Consider the following 18,290-nt stretch of genomic DNA (forward strand, 5'->3'; position numbering starts at 1 on the left):
CGGGGCGCTCGGATCCCGCACTCCCGGAGCCGGAGCTGATCGATCCCGAGCTACATGCCGCCGAATGCGAGCCGCGCCGCGATGATGAGCATCACACCCGCCACGACTCCGTCGAGGATGCGCCACGAGCGCGGGGTCGCGAAGAAGCGGGTGAGCGCGCGTGCGCCGTACCCGAGCAGGAAGAACCAGGCGATGCTCGCGAGCGCGCCGCCGAGCGCGAACCACCAGCGCCCCGGATCGCCCTGCGCGTTGCCGATCGAGCCCATGAGCACCACGGTGTCGAGATAGACGTGCGGGTTCAGGTAGGTGATCGCGAGGCAGGCGAGAATCGTGCGCTTGAGCGATCCCGCCGAGCCGGAGTCTGCGACCAGCACCTCGGGCTTCATCGCGCGCCGCGCGGCCGACCAGGCGTACCAGAGCAGGAAGGCGACGCCGCCCCAGCGCACGATCTCAAGCACGAGGGGCGCTCGCTCGATCAGGTAGCCGATCCCCGCGACACCGAGGGTTTCGAGGAGCGCGTCGGTGAGGCCGCAGATGAGCACGACGGGCAGCACGTGCTCCCGGCGGATGCCCTGGCGCAGCACGAATGCGTTTTGGGCGCCAATCGCGACGATGAGGGAGAAGCCGCTGCCGATACCGACGAGGAAGGGGACGATCATGCTTCGACGCTAGGGCCAGGCGGGCCGGCGTTCCAAGTTCAGCGTGCCTGAATATTCTCATGCATCGTAAGATTTGCTTCAGAAGCAGGCGGCTGCCGCGCAGAGGCCGTCGCGTGCCCTACCACCGGAGCGCCCGCATGCGCACCGACCACCCTTCAGCACAGGAGCACCGTGGACTTTCCCGTCGAACACCTGGCCACCTTCACCGCGGTCATCGATGAGGGCAGCTTCGAGGGCGCGGCGCGGCGCCTGCACATCACCCCCTCAGCGGTGAGCCAGCGCGTGCGCGCACTTGAGGAGCGGGTGGGCTCCGTGCTCGTGCAGCGCACCCGCCCGGTCGCGGTCACGGAGGCGGGCGCAGCCGCTCTGCGGGCGGCCCGGCAGATCGCCCGCGTCGCCGACGATGTGGCCGCCGAGCTGGGGGCCGGGCCGGCGGCGGGCACCCTGATCCCGATCGTCGTGAATGCAGACTCGCTCGCCACCTGGGTCGTGCCCGCGCTCGCCCGCGCGGCCCGCGAAACCGGCGCTCGTTTCGAGGTGCTGCGCGCCGACGAGACTGTGTCGACGGAGCGGCTCCGCCGGGGTGAGGTGATGGCCGCGCTCACCGCCACCCGCGAGCCCGTGCCCGGCTGCACGTCGACGCGGGTGGGCACCGACCGGTACCGCGCGGTGGCGAGCCCCGAGTTCGTGGCCGAGCACTTCCCGAGCGGCCTCACGGTTGAGGCGCTTCGCCGCGCGCCCGCGGTGGAGTTCGATCGGCACGACGCGTTTCAGCAGCGCTTCCTCCGGAAGGTGACGCGCGCCGATGTGCACCCGCCGCGCCACTTTGTGCCCTCGTCCGCCGAGTTCGCCCTCGCAGTCGAGCTCGGCATGGGCTGGGGCATGCTGCCCGAACTGCAGTGCACGGAACCGCTCGCCGCGGGGCGGATGGTCGAGCTCGACCCCGCCTCCGCGATCGAGCTGCCGCTCTACTGGCAGCGATGGAAACTGCGCTCCCCCGTGCTCGACACCCTGTCTCGGGTGATCGAGGAGGAGGCGGCCACCGCATTGGGCGCCCGCTGATGCGGCGGACGCCCGCGGCGTCCTAGCCGCCGAAGCTCGCGTAGCCCGCGATCAGGTACGCGATGAACGACAGCACCGCCGCCACGCCCGCGTAAGGCAGGATCGAGAGCATCAGGCTGAGCGGTTTCACGCCCACCGACTTCGCGGCAAGCACCATACCGTCGCCGTACATGCAGGTGGTCGAACCGAGGGCGGCGCCCGAGAAGACTGCCGTGCCGGCGAGCACGGGGTCAACGCCCATGCCAATCGCGAGCGGCAGCACGACGGGCGTGATCACCACGGCGAGGTCCCAGAACGCGCCGGTCGCGTAGGCGTAGATGCCGCACACGAGGAAGACAACGGCGGGCAGCAGCGCGCCGTACATTACGGGCTGGGTGGCGTCGATGATCCAATCGGCAAGCTGCAGATCGATGTTGATCTGCTGCATCATGAACGCGAGCACGAAGAGCACCATCACGTAGCCCATGCTCGTGATGCCCTCGAACGCCTGGTCGAGCACGCCCTTCAGCGTGAGGCGGCGCTGTGCGACGTAGAGGATGATCGCGACCACGACCGCGGCCGCGGCGCCCTTGATGATGTCGACCTCGGTGAAGATGGTCACGAGCACGAGCGTGACGATCGGGATCAGGAAGTTGAACGGCAGGGGCCGCGTGCTCTGCTGCCCGTCTTCGGCGAGCTCGAACGCGCGCTCCTCAGGCGTGAGCCCCTCGGGCAGGGTGTCCCCGGTGCGGGCGACGCGCGCCTGTTCACGCTTCAGCGGCCCAACGAGCGGCAGTACGCCCAGGGCAAGCAGCAGGCCGATCGCGAGCGCGAACCAGCCGAAGAAGATGGTGGGAAGCCCCGAGAGGTACGCGCCGAAGCCCGAGCCGTTCACGGTCACGCCGTCTTGCTCGAGCAGCGCGGAGAAGAACACGGCCCAGGTAGAGAACGGGATGATCACGGCAATGGGTGCGGAGGTCATCTTGACGATCGTGCCGACCATGGTGCGGGGCACGCCGTGCCGGTCGGTGACGCGCTTCATGGAAGTGCCGACGGTGAGCGCGTTCAGGTAGTCATCGATGAACAGCGCGATGGTCAGCAACCAGGTGAGCAGTAGCGACTTGCGGCGCGAGTTCACGAAGCCCTCGGTCCACCGCGCAAAGTCGTTCGCGGCGCCCGATGCGTTGAAATAGGCGATGAGGATGCCAAAGAGCACCACGACGAGCGCGAGCCAGTGCACGGTCTCGTTGGTCAGCGAGGCCCCGAAGGCACCGACGAAGGTGTCAAAGAATGCCCACCCGCCCAGCAGGATCGTGCCAACGAGCACGCCCGAGAGCAGGCCGAACAGTGCGCGCTTGGTGAGCACCGACACGATAAGAACGGTGAGAACTGGCAGCAACGCCAGGGCTGTGTTTTGGACCACGGTGGCCTTTCGGGCGGGCGGCGGCTGTGCCGCGGGCGGAAGAGAGAGGGCGGTGTCGGGCGAGTGCCCGCGCGTCAGCCCTCGTGTGAGGTGTGCAGGCCGTCGAGGTAGGTGGCCAGTACGGGGAGTTCGACGAGATCATCGCCGGGGGTGTCGAGCGGGTCCTCGGCCCACACGGCAAGGTCGGCGCGAGCGCCCGGACGGATCACGCCCAGGTCGTCGTCGCCCTGCGCGAGGGCGGCGCCTCGCGTGTAACCGTGCAGCGCCTCCGCGGCGGTCAGCCGCTCCTCGGGCTCGTACACGAACGCGTCGCGCGCGCCGGGTTCGCGGCGCAGCATCGACCAGGCAAGGCCCACACGCGCGTCGAGATCGGCGATGGGCCAGTCCGAACCGAGCGCCAGGGGGGCGCCGGCGCGCAGCACGCTGCCGGCTGCCCATGCGCGCGCCGCGCGCACGGGGCCCAGGCGGCGTGCCCACTCATCACTGCCGTCGGCGATGCGCCACTGCAGGTGGGGCAGCTGCAGCGAGGCGGTGATGCCCGTCTCGGCGAGCCGCGCAAGATCGCGGGGGTCGAGCGTCTCCAGGTGTTCGATGCGGTGCGGCACGCCGGAGAGCGCCCGGCTCCCGACGGTCTCGTACGCGGTGATCGTTTCGCCGACCGCGCGATCGCCGATCGCGTGCGTGGCGATCTGGAAGCCTGCGGCGTGGAACTCCTGCACGGCGGCGACGAAGTCGGCCTGGTCGGGCCAGAAGCCGTCGAGCCCCTGTCCGTCGGCGTCGGCCTCGTAGAGCCAGCCGGCGCCCGTGTCGATCACCCCGTCGGCGTAGAGCTTGATCACGCCACCGCGCCAGCGGTTTCCGGCGCGGTCACGCTGCGCGGCGATGGCGGCGCGCTCCGCGGCGGTGTAGACGGGCTTCACGTCCATCCCGCTCACGATGCGTACGGGCAGGCCGAGGCCCGAAGAGTCGAGCGCCTCGAGCAGGTCGAGGGTGCCGGAGTTGCCATCCATGATGGTGCCGCCCGTGAGCCCGGAGCGGCGCATGCGCGCAAACGTCGCCCGTGCGGCTTCGAGGGTCTCCTCGGTGCTCGGTTTCGGTGCGACCTCGAGGATGGGCTGGTACGAGCTGTCTTCGCGCAGCTCGCCGGTGGGCACACCCGCGCCATCGACGACGATCTCCGAGCTGTCCTCAAAGGTTCGCGCACCGGTGATGTCCGCGCGGCGCAGCGCCTCAGTGCTCGCGAGCGCGGTGTGGAAGTCGAAGAAGAACACCATTGCGGGCACCCCGGCGACCGCCTCGTCGATGAGCGCCGAGGTGAGCTGCGCGCCCTCGAACACGGCGTAGTCGAGGTTCCAGGCCCGCACCCAGCCGTCGCTCGTGTCTCGGCGCACGCGCTCAGCCTCTGCGGCGAGCGCCGTCCGGAGACCCGCAACGTCTTGGACGCGGCCGAGGTCGATGCCCTGGCAGAGTTCCACGCCCTGAATGGGGTGGAGATGCGCGTCGATGAGGCCGGGGGTGATCGTCGCACCACTCGCGTCATCCACCTGCGTGTTCGAACCGCGGAAGGCCTCGGCAATCTCCTGGGCTTCGCCGACCGCGAGGATGCGCCCATCGGCGATGGCAATGGAGCGCGGCGCCGGTGTGGCGTCCCCTGCAACCATGGTGTGCACGCGGGCACCAGAAATGATCAGCTCGGCGCTCGTGTTCGGCACGCGGTCCTCCCCCGGGGTTTCGTGAGACCCCGTATCCTCGAAGTGACGCGGAGCACCATCAATTTACGCAGATTCAATATGCAATGCAAACACCGCGGCACAAGGGGGTTCCATGACTTCGGCGCCTGAGGCTCGCCGAGCGGCTGGGCGACCGCGCACCGCTGTGCTCTCACACGAGCGGATTCTCACCGCAGCGTTCGAGCTCGCAGATGTACGCGGCGCCGATTTCACCCTCGCCGCGCTTGCCCGCCGCCTGGAGGTTCGCCCCTCGGCGCTGCACCACTACTTCGCGGGAAAGGACGAGCTGATCGCGGGGATGCGCGGCCAGCTCACCGCGCGCGTGGGCGACCACGGCTTCGACGCGCTCCCCTGGCACACGGCGATCGTGCCGTGGGCCCGCGCCTACCGCGCCACCTTCGGCGCGCACCCGGGCATCATCGCCGCGCTCGCAACCCTGCCCGTGGCTGACGAGCCCGAGTCGATCATCGATTACGAGCGGATCGCTGCGGCCATGCGCCGCGACGGCTACCCCGAGCACCGCATCGTGCCCGCGCTCGTGGCGATCGAGTCGTTCATCATCGGCTCAGCCCTCGACTCGCTCGCGCCCGACGACAACCTCCGGCCCACGAGCAATGCCGCGATCGCCCCGGCGCTCACCGCCGCCGAACTTGCCGCACGCGCGCACGCGACCGCGCAGGGCCGCAGCACCGCCGAGGAGACCTTTGAGTTTGGCCTCGTCGCCCTCATCGCGGGCCTCCGCACGGCAGGGAGCACTGCCCCCTAATGCTCGGTGTGCTGCAGGGGTTCGCGCTCATCCTCGGGGTGATCGGCGCGGGCTACCTGGCCGCACGCTTCGGCGTCGTGCGCGGCGAAGAGCGGCGCGTGCTCAACAACGTGGCGTTCTTTGTGGCCACCCCAGCCCTCCTCTTCGCGGTGCTGCACGACAGCGATCCCGGCATCATCTTCTCCCCCGTAATCCTGATCACAAGCCTGTCTGCCCTCATCGTCGCGGCCCTCTTCGTGCTCGCCTCACGGCTCCGGTTCCGGCGCGACCTGGCAGCCACCACGCTCGGCGCCACCTGCTCCGGCTACGTCAACTCGAACAATCTCGGCCTGCCGGTCGCGGTGTACATCCTCGGCGACGCAGCCTACGTCGCCCCGCTGCTGCTCGTGCAGCTGGTCATCTTCGCCCCCGCGGTGCTCGCAATCCTCGAGACCACGCGGGGCAATCAGCGCGGGGCACTCGTCGCCCTGGGCCGCGCCGCGTCGAACCCGATCATCCTCGCCTCGGTCGCCGGTCTCATCGTCGCGCTGGTCGGCCTCCCCATCCCCGAGCTCGTGCTCGCCCCCATCGAGATGCTCGGCGGCGCCGCGATCCCGATGGTGCTGCTGAGCTTCGGGATGTCGCTGCGCGGTCAGCGGGCGCTGCAGCCGGGCACGGGGCGCGCGGCCGTCTTCACCGCGTCGGGCCTGAAAGTGCTCGCCATGCCCGCGGTCGCCTGGCTGCTCGCGACAGCGTGTGGCCTCTCCGCGCACGAAGTGTTCGTCGCGACCATCATCGCCGCGCTGCCCACCGCCCAAAACGTGTACAACTACGCGGCCACCTATCGTCGCGCCGAGACGATGGTGCGCGACACCGTGTTCCTCACGACCTTTGCGGCGCTCCCCGTCATCGCGTTCATCGCCTGGGCGCTTGGCGGGTCATAGCTGAGAGCGCACACGCGCAGTCGATGGGGATCGCGGCACACGCCGCCCCGCTATTCCCGCTCCCCCGGTGCGGGAATAGCGGTCGCATCCCGGGCGTTACAGACTGCCGGGTAGCGGCGCGTGCCGCGACCTCACCGCCCCCAATTCTCAAGGAGACCCATCACCGTGAGCCCGCGCACCGCACAGACCAGCGCCCCCGTTCTCGACACGCTCGCCGAGCGCTGGAGCCCCCGCGCATTCGACGCCGATCACTCGTTCCCGGAGGGGGCGCTGCGCGGCATCTTCGAGGCGGCCCGCTGGGCGCCGAGCGCAAACAACTCGCAGCCCTGGCGCTTCATCCTCGCGCGCCGCGGCACCGAGCACTTCACCGCGATTGAGGAGACGCTCGCCGGCTTCAACCGCATGTGGGCGGGCAGCGCTGGCGCGCTCGTTGTGAACGTCGCAGAGGTGGCGAACGCTGAGGGCAACCCGCAGCCGTGGGCCGAGTACGACCTGGGACAGGCCGTCGCGCACCTCACCGTGCAGGCACACGCCGAGGGCTTCCACGTGCACCAGATGGGGGGCTTCGACCGTGACGCGATTCGTGCGGCCTTCAACCTGGATGCGCGGTTCGAGCCTGTCTCCGTGATGGTGATCGGCGCGATCGGCGATGCCGAGCAGCTGCCCGAGCCGCTCCGTGAGCGCGAGCTGGCACCCCGCACGCGCATCGTGCTCGAGGACCTCTTCATCGCGCGCGACTAACCCCCCGCGCACGGGTCAGCGCGCAGGTGGGTCGGGCTTCCGGCCCACCGCCGCGACCCGGTGCCTAGTCGGTATCGAGGGTGACTGAGCCCGAGCCGTCGTCAAGGCGCAGCGCACGCACCAGCTCGGCCGCGTGCACGGTCGACAGAATGACGCGGGAGAACGAGTCGAACTCGCTCACCCAGCCGCGATCCTCCGCGGTCTCGGGTGCCGGCTCGAGGTCGATCACCACGGCGTCGCGGCCCTTGCGGGCGAGCACGAAGTCGCGGCCGGTAAAGCTGCGCCAGGTGCCCGAGGCAAGTGTGCCGGGCACGTGGCTCCCGGCAGCGCGCACGCCGCGCAACCACACCCACGGGTCAGCGGTGATCACCGCTGAGGTGATGGCAGAGCGATCAAGCGTAATGTCGCGACGGCGCAGCGCGGCCACCCGCTCCGCACGCGTGAGCCGGATCACCACCCGGTCCTCGTGCACCTCGACGCGCGCCATGGCCTAGTCCAGCATGTCGCTCTGGTCGATGACCGATTCAACGGTCTCGATCAGTGCGCGCTTCATCGCGTAGTCGGGGTGAGCGGGATCATCCGCGTCGGCGGGCAGACCCACCGCCGCAGCGGCCTCGAGCGTGTTGACGCCCACGCAGGCGACGATCGTGTTCTCGGGGAGCTTCGGGAACTGGGCAGCGACCTCTTGCGCGATCTTCGCGGACGCGACGAGCAGCGCATTGATGCGGCCCGACTCGATGTCCTCGCGGATGTGCACAGAGGCGGGGACACCGACGGTGCGGAAGGCCAGCACCTGAGTGACATCGTGCCCGCGGTCGATGAGCCCCTCCGTGAGCACGGGGATCGCGACGTCGGATCGGAGGGTGAGCACGCGGAGCACGTCCCCCGTGTCGATCTCGGTCCACTCGTCGAGCAGCGCGTGCGTGCTGTTCTCCGCCTCGGGCGTGCGGGTGATGTGGTAGCCGGCGTCGCGGAAGGCAACGGCGGTCGCCTCGCCCACAATCGCGACGTTGGTCTCCGCGGGGATGACCGCGTTGTGGTGCGTGAGCACATCGGCAACGGTCGAGCTGGTCGCCGTCATCCAGTCGAACTCACCGGCTTCGAGGCGCTTCAGCGCTTCGACAAGCTTCTCTTCCTCGCTCGTGTGAGCGAAGTCCACGAGCGGAGAGGTCACCGTATGAGCACCCTGCTCGCGCAAGGCCTTCGAAACTAAATCCCCCCAGGTGCCGCCGCGGGGGATGAGAACCCGCAGCCCACTGAGCGGTTTTGCCTCTGACGACATAGACCCCACTCACTTGACGACAATAAGAAAGACCAACTATCGAGTCGCTGATGGACCTGGAGCTGGTCGCGCACGGAAAACCGTTATCCCCTATTCTCACCCCGAGTCGCCCCGGAAGCAAAATGAGGGCCCCCGAGACCGGTAACGGAATGGAACTGTGACCTCGGTGAAGGGCTGGGCGACTACGCTCCGTGCTCAGCGCAGGCGGCGCGAGACCGCGCGAGCGATCCCCCACACCACGAGCCCCGCGGCGACCGCGACGCCCGCAACTCCCGCAGCGAACACCAGCGGGTTCTGCTCCTTCTCGGCGGCAATGCGGCGCTTCGCGTCGGCCACCGAGTCGTCGATGCGCTGGGCGTAGTTCAGGCGCCCCTGCAGCTGCGTCAGCGTGTCGTAGAGCTCGGTGCGCGCCTGTGCGGCGTCCGCGACGCCCTGCTCACGGTTCCAACCGCTCATCGCCAGTTTCCTTCCTCGCCGACGCGCGGCATTCGGTACTGCTCGCCCTGCCCAGTACCCTCGGACGTCCGGCCGCCCGGCTGCGCGCCGGCACGCGGGGCACCAGGCTCGGGCACGGGGGTCGTCGCGTTGAAGCGCACCTCGCCCATCGCGGCGACATCGTCACCCACTCGCCCGAGCGTCTCCTCGGGCACGGGGTTGCCGCGCTTGATGAGCGCAACTCCGGCGAACACCGCGCCCGCCGCGAGCAGCAGGAGAAGCGCCGCAACGACGAGCGCCGCCAGCCACCAGGGCCACACGAGTGCGAGCGCAGCGATGGCAGCGATCACGAGCGCCTGGAGCATGAAGAACACGAAGAACAGCGCGATAGTGATCGCGCCGGCGCCGATGCCGGCCTTCTTCGCCTTCGATGCAACCTCGTGCTTTGCGTTCTCGTACTCGATCTTTGCGAGCGAGACGATCTGCTGCGGCAGGCGCGAAAGCAGTTCGAACGTGCCGGCCTGGTCTTTCTTTCGACTCATTCGGCATCGCCCGCTTTCGCTGCACTGGGCTCCGGCTTGGCATCCGCCGAGGCGGAGCGCGCGGGAGCCGACGTGCTCGGCGCTGCCGGGTCACGAGTCATCGCGTCGAACGCGCCCTTGCCTGCGCGCACCACGGTCGCCTTGAGCTGGTCAACGCGCCCCTGCGCGGCATCCCGCACCACGCCGACGCCGCGCTGCACCGGCTCCGTGTTCCACACGGACTGTGCGCCGCGCTTGATCTGCTCGTAGCGTTCCCGACCCGCGCGCGTGCCCAGCACGTATCCAACGGTCGCTCCGAGAACGAATGCGATCTTGCCCTTCATACTGCCTCCAGCCGAAATCGTCCGGTGTTCCTGGCAAGCCTACTCCGGCTTCCCTGGCTGTTGCATACCGTTTGCGTCATATACCCGAGATCGAATCACTCAGCGATGCCCGCGAGGTGTCTGCGCAGGCGCACGGAGCGCGCCCGCGCGTCCTCCAGCGCCGCGGGAATCGCGCCGCCGTGGAGCGCCGCTCCGACAGGCAGTACCTCGGATCGGGCCGCGCACCACACCGCAAGGCGATCAGCCGCCGCATCGCGACTCGCGGCGGAAGCATATGGCGCAAACTGCATCCATGTGCGTCCGGTGCCGCGCGGAACAAAGCCGGCGCCCTCGACCGCCTCGCGCGCACGCGCGGCAATACTCGCCTGCGCAGCGCCCTGCGGCTCGCCCGCTGGGCCACGCGCGTGCGCGCTCCAGCCCGTCGCGCCACGCTCGGCGCGCACACTCCAGGTCGCGCCATCCTGCAGCACGACCGTTTGCACCGCTGCGCAACGCTGCTGCTCAGCCGAGAACCCGGGGTCGTCGATGCTCAGCGCACCCACCGCGCGCGTCGGCCCCACGCGCAGCTCCTCGAGCTCCGGCAGCAGTTCGGTCGCGGCACGAGCGTCGACGCCGATTACGAGCGCCCGGGCCACCAGTTCGCCCTCGGGGCCAGCGGTGTCAATCAGCCAGCTCTCTTCCGCTTCGCGGATGCGCGCGGGCGCCGTCTCAGCGAACTCCACGCGGTAGAGCGCGAGCCGGGCGACGAGCGCGTCGCGCAGCTCACCCCAACCGGCGGCCGGTGCGACGAGAGTTTCACGTGCAACATGACGCTCCACCGTGTCGAGTGCCGCACCCGAGAGCGTGCCCACGCGGGTCATCGCCTCGTTCAGCCCGGGGGCGATGAGCGCCGCGTCAATGTCGTCCGGGTGCACCCCGTAGGCGTCTCGCGCGAGCGGTTCGACGAGCCGGTCAAGCGCAGCCGCTCCCATGCGCGCACGCACGAGGTCGCCGAAGGCGTGCGTCTTGCCGATCGTCAGCACGGGGCGCACCCGGTCGACCGCAGCACGCAGCGCGCCGGCTGTGCCGAGCACGGCCATCGAATCGGCGGCCAATGGCACCGCGGGGATGCCCCACACCGCCGGCTGCGGCTCCGGCACCCAGTTCCGCTTGGCGCCGCGCAGCAGCACCGGGCTGGGTGGCGAGGTACGCGGCGTCGCGCGCTCCTCCGCGGGATCACCCGGGGTGATCGGCGCAGCGATGTGAGCAAGGAACTCTTGCAGCTGCCCGTCCGGGTCGGTGACGCCACGTGGATCGCTGAGCGTTTCCCACCCGGCACCAGCCGCCGCTTCCGGCGCGGGGAACACACGCACGCTCAGTCCCACCTCGGCGAACTCGAGTGCTGTCGCGAGCTCGACGAGCCCATCGCCGACCACGCATACATCGATCATGCTGCGCCCCCGGTCCAGCCCTGGACCGGGCCGTTCTGCGGCGGGGTCGCCGGGGCGACCGGCACCGCGCGCTGCACGAGGTCGATGCGGGTGCGACCGTGGCGATCCCGAGCGAAGACCTTCAGCGTCAGCCAGATGAAGAGCCCGAGGCCCACAATCTCGCCGATCACGCTACCGAGCCCACCGCCGTCGGCTGTCTGCGCGGTCGAACCGCCCACACCGGCCGTCATGAAGCCGAACGCAATGAGGTTGTTTACCACGTGGATGGCGATCGCGGCCTCGAGCCCGCCCGTGCGCCAGCTCAGCCAGGCAGCCACCCCACCCATGAGACCCACCGCGGCGAGCCCCCAGATGTCGTAGATGTGCGCCGCCGCGAAGCCCACGGTGGGGATCAGTATCGCGAACCACGGATTCTTCAACCACGCACCAAGCACCTGCATGAAGAGCCCACGGAACACGACCTCCTCGGCCGTCGCCTGGAACGGCACGAGCAGGATGATGAGCAGCAGTGACCAGAGCGCGGCGTTCACGTCGAACTCGCTCGCGGGACCCTCTGCGGGGGTGGAGACCACGGTGGGGTTCATGAGCAGTTCGACGCCCATGGCCACGGCGTTCATCACGAGCACGGAGACCACGGCCACGCCGAAGAGCTTGCCGAGCAGCCCCCAGCGAATGCGGGCGGCGACCGACCATACGCGGCCCACCGGGCGGATGCCGAGGGTGAGCATGGCGAGCAGCACCGCCGGAATCATGATGATGATCGACACCATGCTGAGTGCCACGGAGACCGGGCGCTGCGTGTCGATCATCTCTGCGGCGCCCGTCGCGACGTCCGTGAGGTAGGTGGGGTCGAAGATCATCATGATCGGCATGAAGATCAGGGTCACCACAACCGTGAGCACCCCGAAGTACACACCCGAGAGGAGCAGCAGCACCAGCGGCTTCCACCAGGTGTAGCCCTGCATGCCGCGCAGCAAGCGGTGGTACTCGAGTGGCTCGGTCTCCACGGTCTGCAGCTGCATCGGCGGCTGCGCCCACGCGTACTGGGGCTGCGCGGGCTGGGGCTGGGAGGGGTGCTCCGGTCCAGGGCTTGTCATGGCTCCCATTCTCCCATCTCTCCCCTGGGCTGTCCGGGGAAACCCGCGAATCCCACAATGCACACAGCCCCGAGCCGGGATCGGCTCGGGGCTGTGTGCATGAGGCGCTGGGCGTTACGCGCCGCGCAGGCGCGCAGCGAGGTACGCGTGCAGCTCAGCGCGGGGCACGCGCTCCTGCTGCATCGTGTCGCGTTCGCGCACGGTCACGGCGTTGTCCTCGAGCGAATCGAAGTCGACGGTCACGCAGAACGGCGTGCCGATCTCATCCTGGCGACGGTAGCGGCGGCCAATCGCGCCGGAGTCGTCGAAGTCGACGTTCCAGTCCTCGCGGAGGTCCTGTGCGATCTCGCGCGCGGCGGGCGAGAGTGCCTCGTTACGGCTGAGCGGCAGCACGGCCACCTTGACGGGCGCAAGACGCGGGTCGAGTGCGAGCAGCGTGCGCTTGTCAGTGCCGCCCTTCGAGTTCGGCACTTCCTCCTCGCGGTACGCATCGACGAGGAACGCCATGAGCGAGCGGGTAAGGCCGGCGGCCGGCTCGATGACGTAGGGCGTGTAGCGCTCGTTCTTCGTCTGGTCGAAGAAGCTCAGGTCCTTGCCCGAGTGCTCCGAGTGCGTCGAGAGGTCGAAGTTCGTGCGGTTAGCGATGCCCTCGAGCTCGCCCCACTCGCTGCCGGTGAAGCCGAAGCGGTACTCGATGTCTGCGGTGCGCTTCGAGTAGTGCGAGAGCTTCTCCTGCGGGTGCTCGTAGAAGCGCAGGTTGTCGGCGTTGATGCCGAGGTCGGTGTACCAGCGCATGCGCTCGGCCATCCAGTATTCCTGCCACTCCTCGTCCGTGCCCGGCTCGACGAAGAACTCCATCTCCATCTGCTCGAACTCGCGGGTGCGGAAGATGAAGTTGCCCGGCGTGATCTCGTTGCGGAAGCTCTTGCCGATCTGGCCGATGCCGAACGGGGGCTTCATGCGCGCGGCCTGGAGCACGTTCGCGAAGTTCACGAAGATACCCTGCGCCGTCTCGGGGCGGAGGTAGTGCATGCCCGCCTCGTCGTCGACGGGGCCGAGGTAGGTCTTCAGCAGGCCGGAGAAGGCGCGCGGCTCAGTCCACTGACCGCGGGTGCCGCAGTTGGTGCAGACGATCTCGGCGAGGCCGCCCTCGGGGGCGCGACCCTTCTTCTCCTCGAACTCCTCGATGAGGTGGTCCTCGCGGTAGCGCTTGTGGCACTGCAGGCACTCCACCAGCGGGTCACTGAAGACCTCGACGTGGCCTGAGGCCTCCCACACCTGCTTCGGGAGGATGACGCTCGAGTCGATACCCACGACGTCGTCGCGCTTCTGCACCATGGTCTTCCACCACTGGCGCTTGATGTTCTCCTTCAGCGCCGTGCCAAGGGGACCGTAATCCCATGCGGAGCGAGATCCGCCGTAGATCTCACCCGCCTGGAAAACGAAGCCGCGGTGGCGGGCGAGGGCGATGACCTTATCAAGGCGGGACTGTTCAGCCATGTTCGTGTGTCACTCCAAGGTGCAAGCGGGGATCTTGGGAATACCGGCCGGAGCCAGCATCCGCCCAGTCTACTCGCGTTCCTGAACAGCGGTTCGGGGAGCGTCTGCCGGGCGATCCTGAAACGACGTTGGCCCGCCTCGGAAGCCGAGGCGGGCCAACGTGCAGCGCTTACTTCGCGGTGAAGAAGAGGCGGCGGTTGGCGAACTCGCCGATGCCCACCGGGCCCATCTCGCGGCCGAAGCCGGACCGCTTCACGCCGCCGAAGGGCAGCTCGGCTGCCTCAGCGGCGATCGTGTTGACGTGCGCCATGCCCACCTCGAGGCGCGAAGCGACACGGGTGGCCCGCGCCTCATCGGTCGAGAAGACGGAGCCGCCGAGGCCGAGCGCGCAATCGTTTGCGAGCTCAAGCGCCTCTTCGTCGCTCGACACCTTGTACACGGTAGCCACCGGTCCGAAGATCTCCTCACCGTACGAGGGGGCCTCGCGCGGCACGCCCGTGAGCACTGCGGGCGAGTAGTAGGCGCCGGGACCCTCGGAGAGCACGCCGCCCGCGAGGAGCGTTGCGCCCTCGGCGACCGCCTGCTGCACCTGCGCGTGCACAGTCTCCGCTGCGGTGCGCGTGGAGAGCGGCGCGTACTGGCCCTCTGCGAGCGAGAGCTGGTCGCCCGGCTCAAGCCCCTCGGCAAGCTTGACCAACTCGGCAACGAACTCGTCGTAGATGTCGTCCATCACGATGAGACGCTTGTTCGAGTTGCAGACCTGGCCACCGTTGTAGGTGCGGAAGTTCCACGCCTCGGCCGCCACGGCTGCGACATCGTCACTGTCGAGCACCACCATCGGGTCGATGCCGCCGAGCTCGAGCACGCACTTCTTGAGGTGCGTGCCGGCCTGGGCGCCGATGATGGCGCCGGCGCGCTCCGAACCGGTGAGCGAGACACCCTGCACGCGGGGATCCGCGATCATGGTGGCGATCTGGTCGTGCGAGGCAAACACGTTCTGGTAGCCGCCCACGGGCACGCCGGCCTCCTCCATGATCTCCTGGATCGTGAGGGCGGAGCGCGCGCAGATGTCCGCGTGCTTCAGGATGATCGTGTTGCCGAGCACCAGGTTCGGGGCCGCGAAGCGCGCCACCTGGTAGTACGGGAAGTTCCACGGCATGACGCCGAGCAGCGTACCGATCGGCTTCTGCTCGATGAGCGCCTTACCGGGGATGGTGCTCGGAATCTCGACATCGGTGATGAGTCCCGGCCCGTAGACCGCGTAGTACTCAATGATGTCGCGCGCGAACTCGACCTCGTCGATCGACTCGGCGAGCGACTTGCCCATCTCGAGTGCGATGATGCGCGCAAGCTCGTCCTTGCGCTCCTCGAAGAGCTCGGCCACGCGCTTGACGACGGCGGCGCGCTCCTGCACGCTCTTCTCGCGCCACTCGCGGTAGACGGCATCGGCGGCAGCGAGCTTCTGCTCAATCTGCTCATCCGTTGCGGATTCGAAGGTCTCGACAATCTCGCCCGTCGCTGGGTTCTGAACTCGATACTTCGCCATTATTTATCGTTTCCTGTCTAGTGTTCAGCGCGCATAGTCTGCGGCTGTCCCCCTATCGTCGCACTCCGGACCGGGGGATTTCGACCCCCGCGCAAGAAAGTCCGGCAACACCCAGGCAGCACAAAGCCCGGGCCGCGGCGTGCGCCGGGCCCGGGCTTCGTACTGTGTACGCCGCGCATCGTGTAGTGCGGGGCGGCGGGGACGCGACCACCGCTGGCCGCGATCCTAATCTGCGACTACTGCACCGAGACCTGGCCGGTGCGGCGACGGATCTCATCCGCCACCTGCTTCGCGTCGCCCGACGGCGCCGTCGAGAGGCGATCCGGACGTGCGATGAAGAGATACAGCAGTCCGGTGACGAGCACCACGCCGAGGCCGAGCAGCACAACGTAGTCGGTGAGGAAGTTGCCCGTGTCGCCCGGCTGCGCGAGCAGGATCATGGCGAAGACGCCGTACGCCAGCGCGAGCACGTTCACCACGATGCCGAAGCGGCCGAGGTTGAAGGGCCCGGCCGGACGCCATCCCTGGAAGCGCTGCTTCAGCGAAGCGAACACGACCATGTGGAAGGCGAAGTAGATGCCAAGGATCGCGAACGAGGTGACGGGCACCAGAATGCCCTCGTTGAAGTAGATGAGTACGCAGATGAGCGCGGGCACCGTGCACGCGACGATGAGCGCGTTCGTGGGTACCTTGCTGCGCTCGGACACCTGCGACAGCCAGCGGTGGCCGGGGAGCATGCCATCGCGCGCGAACGAGTACAGGAGGCGCGAGGCCGCGGCCTGCAGGCTCAGCACGCACGAGATGAATGCGAGGATCGCGATCACGAGGAAGATCTTCGCACCAACCGTGCCGAGAGTGGCCTCAAGGATCGCGGGGATCGGATCCCCCTCCTCGCCCGCCACGATCGCCTCGAGGTTCGGGGCCGCGAGCACGTAGCCCGCGAACGAGAACAGCGCCGAGATCGCGCCGACCACGATCGTCATGAGCATGGCGCGCGGGATGCGGCGGGCCGGATCCGACACCTCCTCCGCAACATCGCCGCAGGCCTCAAAGCCGTAGAAGAGGAAGAGACCGGCGATCGCGGAGGCGAGGAAGACTGGCACGTACGAGCCGTCGCCCTCGGTGCCCATGGTGTCGAAGAAGACGCCGAACGAGTGCTTGCGCTGGAACAGGAGCAGGTAGAGCCCCAGGCCGATGACGCCGATGAGCTCCGCGAAAAGGCCGATCCGCGCGATGCGGGCGAGCCACTTCGTGCCCGAGAAGTTGATGAGCAGCGCGAGCAGCAGCAGCCCGAGGCCGGTGAACAGGGTCGACTCGGGGGTGAGCGTGATGCCGAACAGGCTCGTGATGAAGCCGGCGCCGAACTCTGCGACCGCCGTGATCGTGACGATCATCGCCCAGATGTACACCCAGGCGGCAAGCCAGGCGTAGCGGCGGCCCCAGAGGCGGCGTGCCCAGGGGTAAATGCCGCCGTGGATCGGGTACTGCGACACGACCTCGCCGAACACGAGGGCGACGAGCATCTGGCCGCACGCGACGATGATGATCCACCAAATTGAGGGCGGGCCGCCCGTAGCGAGCGCGGTCGCAAAGAGGGAGTAGACGCCGACGAGCGGCGAGAGGTAGGTGAAGCCGAGGGCGAAGTTCGCCCACAGGCTCATGGAGCGGTCGAACTTGCCCTCGTAGCCGAGGACGGCGAGGTGCTCGTCATCGGCGAGGCGACCGGTGGGTGGGGTTGCGGACATGCGCTGTGTTCCTTTCGGATCGACACTGATCCGGGGGACCGAAGTGTCCCCGCTGGAGCGAGCATAGACCCGCGCGCCGCTCAGAGAAAAGCGATTCTGCACAGTGCTGCACCGCGGGCGCTGTGCACGTTTCCCGTGGCGCGGCGCCCGCGGTATCTGCGCGGAGCTACACCCACTCCCCCAGCACGAGGTTCTCGGGCGCCTCACCCGCCTGCAGGTGCGCGATCTGGCGGCGAATGAGCGCCACCATGCGCGGCAGCATGGCGGTCGAATCGCCGCCGACGTGCGGGCTGATCAGCGTGCCCGGGCACTCCCACAGCGGGTGGTCAGCGGGAAGCGGCTCGGGATCGGTGACGTCGAGCGCTGCGCGCAGGCGGCCGCGCTGCAGTTCGGCGACGAGCGCATCGGTGTCGACCACGGGGCCGCGCGCCACGTTGACGAGCAGTGCGCCGTCGGGCATGCGCGCGAGCTCGGCCTGACCAAACATGCCGCGGGTCTCGTCGGTGAGCGGTACCGCGACGAGCACGATGTCGGCATCCGCGAGCGCATCGCCCAGTTCGTCAAACCCGCGCACCGGCACCGTCTCGCCCGCAAGGTTCCGGTCCTCGCGGGCGGTGCGGGCGAGGCGCGTGATCCTGGTCTCGAAGCCGGCGAGTCGGGCCTCGATCGCCTTCGAGACACCGCCGTAGCCGACAATCAGCACGCGCCGGTCAGCGATACTCGGGAAGGATCGCAGCTCCCACCGGTGTTCATCGCCGGCGCGCACGAACTCGGGGATGCCGCGCTGAGCGGCGAGGGTCAGTGCGAGCGCGAGCTCCGCGGTTGAGGCCTCGTGCACGGTTGCGGCGTTTGCGAGCGGCACCCCCTCGGGCAGATGCTTCGCAACTCCGTTGTACCCGATCGATTGCCACTGCACGAGGCGCGCCTCCACCGCGGCGAGCGCGGCAAGCTGTCGTGCGCCACCCCAGTACGGCGGCACGACGATGTCGAAGCGCTCGCGCGGGGCGGGCTCGGCGAGATCCCACTCAACGAATTCGACGCCGGGCACCTCCCCCAGGGCTTCGCGCAGGCCTTCAGCGGGCAGGGAGACGACGAGGTCACTCATGC

18 protein-coding genes are annotated in these 18,290 nt (G+C 68.8%); 4 read left to right on the forward strand and 14 right to left on the reverse strand.

The genetic code is table 11. The annotated features are described in order from the left end of the window. Positions 1-50: 50 nt before the first annotated feature. A complete protein-coding gene (gene lysE / locus D3226_RS10865) occupies positions 51-659 on the reverse strand; it encodes an L-lysine exporter (RefSeq protein ID WP_202382547.1) in 609 nt (202 codons plus the stop codon). 171 nt (positions 660-830) lie between these two features. Between lysE and D3226_RS10870 the strand changes: the two genes are divergently transcribed. Further along, entirely contained in the window at positions 831-1,721 is an 891-nt protein-coding gene (locus D3226_RS10870) for an ArgP/LysG family DNA-binding transcriptional regulator (protein WP_202382548.1), read from the forward strand. Positions 1,722-1,743: 22 nt separating this feature from the next. On the opposite strand, the gene D3226_RS10875 is transcribed toward D3226_RS10870, so the two are convergent. Beyond that, positions 1,744-3,072 (reverse strand): TRAP transporter large permease subunit, encoded by a 1,329-nt coding sequence (locus tag D3226_RS10875; protein WP_337248977.1) that lies wholly within the window; start codon positions 3,070-3,072, stop codon positions 1,744-1,746. A 125-nt stretch (positions 3,073-3,197) separates the two neighbouring features. Continuing rightward, positions 3,198-4,835: an amidohydrolase gene (locus D3226_RS10880; RefSeq protein WP_337248978.1), complete on the reverse strand. Its 1,638-nt coding sequence runs from the start codon at positions 4,833-4,835 to the stop codon at positions 3,198-3,200. Positions 4,836-4,947: 112 nt separating this feature from the next. On the opposite strand from D3226_RS10880, the gene D3226_RS10885 reads away from it, so the two are divergent. The 3 genes from D3226_RS10885 to D3226_RS10895 all read left to right on the forward strand — a co-directional run bounded on the left by D3226_RS10885 (position 4,948) and on the right by D3226_RS10895 (position 7,283). Beyond that, positions 4,948-5,619 carry a TetR/AcrR family transcriptional regulator gene (locus D3226_RS10885; RefSeq protein ID WP_202382550.1) on the forward strand — a complete coding sequence of 224 codons (672 nt, stop codon included), beginning with the start codon at positions 4,948-4,950 and terminating at the stop codon, positions 5,617-5,619. Then, positions 5,619-6,542 carry an AEC family transporter gene (locus D3226_RS10890; RefSeq protein ID WP_202382551.1) on the forward strand — a complete coding sequence of 308 codons (924 nt, stop codon included), beginning with the start codon at positions 5,619-5,621 and terminating at the stop codon, positions 6,540-6,542. Before D3226_RS10885 ends, D3226_RS10890 begins: the two co-directional genes overlap by 1 nt. Positions 6,543-6,707: 165 nt before the next feature. After that, on the forward strand, positions 6,708-7,283 hold the full coding sequence (locus D3226_RS10895) for a nitroreductase family protein (RefSeq protein WP_202382552.1): 576 nt from the start codon (positions 6,708-6,710) through the stop codon (positions 7,281-7,283). Between the two features lie 64 nt (positions 7,284-7,347). Here D3226_RS10895 and D3226_RS10900 read toward each other — a convergent pair whose 3' ends face one another. The 11 genes from D3226_RS10900 to D3226_RS10950 all read right to left on the reverse strand — a co-directional run bounded on the left by D3226_RS10900 (position 7,348) and on the right by D3226_RS10950 (position 18,288). Further along, complete coding sequence (locus D3226_RS10900) at positions 7,348-7,770, reverse strand: hypothetical protein (protein ID WP_202382554.1); 423 nt, start codon at positions 7,768-7,770, stop codon at positions 7,348-7,350. A 3-nt stretch (positions 7,771-7,773) separates the two neighbouring features. Next, on the reverse strand, positions 7,774-8,565 hold the full coding sequence (locus D3226_RS10905) for a uroporphyrinogen-III synthase (protein ID WP_202382556.1): 792 nt from the start codon (positions 8,563-8,565) through the stop codon (positions 7,774-7,776). Between the two features lie 195 nt (positions 8,566-8,760). Beyond that, on the reverse strand, positions 8,761-9,021 hold the full coding sequence (locus D3226_RS10910) for a DUF3618 domain-containing protein (RefSeq protein ID WP_202382557.1): 261 nt from the start codon (positions 9,019-9,021) through the stop codon (positions 8,761-8,763). Next, positions 9,018-9,542, reverse strand: a complete 525-nt coding sequence (locus tag D3226_RS10915; RefSeq protein ID WP_202382559.1) for a phage holin family protein — start codon at positions 9,540-9,542, stop codon at positions 9,018-9,020. Before D3226_RS10915 ends, D3226_RS10910 begins: the two co-directional genes overlap by 4 nt. Beyond that, the gene (locus tag D3226_RS14740; protein WP_237462684.1) at positions 9,539-9,865 is read right to left on the reverse strand and encodes a YtxH domain-containing protein; all 327 of its coding nucleotides are present in this window, start codon (positions 9,863-9,865) and stop codon (positions 9,539-9,541) included. Before D3226_RS14740 ends, D3226_RS10915 begins: the two co-directional genes overlap by 4 nt. 95 nt (positions 9,866-9,960) lie before the next feature. Then, positions 9,961-11,295: a hypothetical protein gene (locus D3226_RS10925; protein WP_202382561.1), complete on the reverse strand. Its 1,335-nt coding sequence runs from the start codon at positions 11,293-11,295 to the stop codon at positions 9,961-9,963. Next, entirely contained in the window at positions 11,292-12,392 is a 1,101-nt protein-coding gene (locus D3226_RS10930; RefSeq protein ID WP_237462686.1) for a CPBP family intramembrane glutamic endopeptidase, read from the reverse strand. The genes D3226_RS10925 and D3226_RS10930 overlap by 4 nt, the downstream gene beginning before the upstream one ends. A 114-nt stretch (positions 12,393-12,506) precedes the next feature. Then, the gene (locus D3226_RS10935) at positions 12,507-13,892 is read right to left on the reverse strand and encodes a glycine--tRNA ligase (protein ID WP_202382564.1); all 1,386 of its coding nucleotides are present in this window, start codon (positions 13,890-13,892) and stop codon (positions 12,507-12,509) included. A gap of 169 nt (positions 13,893-14,061) precedes the next feature. Next, positions 14,062-15,438 (reverse strand): NAD-dependent succinate-semialdehyde dehydrogenase, encoded by a 1,377-nt coding sequence (locus D3226_RS10940; protein ID WP_202382565.1) that lies wholly within the window; start codon positions 15,436-15,438, stop codon positions 14,062-14,064. 236 nt (positions 15,439-15,674) lie between these two features. Beyond that, the gene (locus D3226_RS10945; RefSeq protein ID WP_202382566.1) at positions 15,675-17,183 is read right to left on the reverse strand and encodes an APC family permease; all 1,509 of its coding nucleotides are present in this window, start codon (positions 17,181-17,183) and stop codon (positions 15,675-15,677) included. Positions 17,184-17,349: 166 nt separating this feature from the next. Continuing rightward, entirely contained in the window at positions 17,350-18,288 is a 939-nt protein-coding gene (locus tag D3226_RS10950) for a 2-hydroxyacid dehydrogenase (protein ID WP_202382567.1), read from the reverse strand. Positions 18,289-18,290 lie beyond the last annotated feature (2 nt).

This window comes from Leucobacter chromiireducens subsp. chromiireducens, from assembly GCF_016758255.1.
In the GTDB taxonomy this organism is placed as follows: Bacteria; Actinomycetota; Actinomycetes; order Actinomycetales; family Microbacteriaceae; genus Leucobacter; species Leucobacter chromiireducens.

Coding starts and splice junctions, on each gene's coding strand:
- lysE (WP_202382547.1), bottom strand. CDS start 659: ATGATCGTCCCCTTCCTCGTCGGTATCGGCAGCGGCTTCTCCCTCATC.
- D3226_RS10885 (WP_202382550.1), top strand. CDS start 4,948: ATGACTTCGGCGCCTGAGGCTCGCCGAGCGGCTGGGCGACCGCGCACC.
- D3226_RS10890 (WP_202382551.1), top strand. CDS start 5,619: ATGCTCGGTGTGCTGCAGGGGTTCGCGCTCATCCTCGGGGTGATCGGC.
- D3226_RS10900 (WP_202382554.1), bottom strand. CDS start 7,770: ATGGCGCGCGTCGAGGTGCACGAGGACCGGGTGGTGATCCGGCTCACG.
- D3226_RS10905 (WP_202382556.1), bottom strand. CDS start 8,565: ATGTCGTCAGAGGCAAAACCGCTCAGTGGGCTGCGGGTTCTCATCCCC.
- D3226_RS10910 (WP_202382557.1), bottom strand. CDS start 9,021: ATGAGCGGTTGGAACCGTGAGCAGGGCGTCGCGGACGCCGCACAGGCG.
- D3226_RS10915 (WP_202382559.1), bottom strand. CDS start 9,542: ATGAGTCGAAAGAAAGACCAGGCCGGCACGTTCGAACTGCTTTCGCGC.
- D3226_RS14740 (WP_237462684.1), bottom strand. CDS start 9,865: ATGAAGGGCAAGATCGCATTCGTTCTCGGAGCGACCGTTGGATACGTG.
- D3226_RS10925 (WP_202382561.1), bottom strand. CDS start 11,295: ATGATCGATGTATGCGTGGTCGGCGATGGGCTCGTCGAGCTCGCGACA.
- D3226_RS10930 (WP_237462686.1), bottom strand. CDS start 12,392: ATGACAAGCCCTGGACCGGAGCACCCCTCCCAGCCCCAGCCCGCGCAG.
- D3226_RS10935 (WP_202382564.1), bottom strand. CDS start 13,892: ATGGCTGAACAGTCCCGCCTTGATAAGGTCATCGCCCTCGCCCGCCAC.
- D3226_RS10940 (WP_202382565.1), bottom strand. CDS start 15,438: ATGGCGAAGTATCGAGTTCAGAACCCAGCGACGGGCGAGATTGTCGAG.
- D3226_RS10945 (WP_202382566.1), bottom strand. CDS start 17,183: ATGTCCGCAACCCCACCCACCGGTCGCCTCGCCGATGACGAGCACCTC.
- D3226_RS10950 (WP_202382567.1), bottom strand. CDS start 18,288: ATGAGTGACCTCGTCGTCTCCCTGCCCGCTGAAGGCCTGCGCGAAGCC.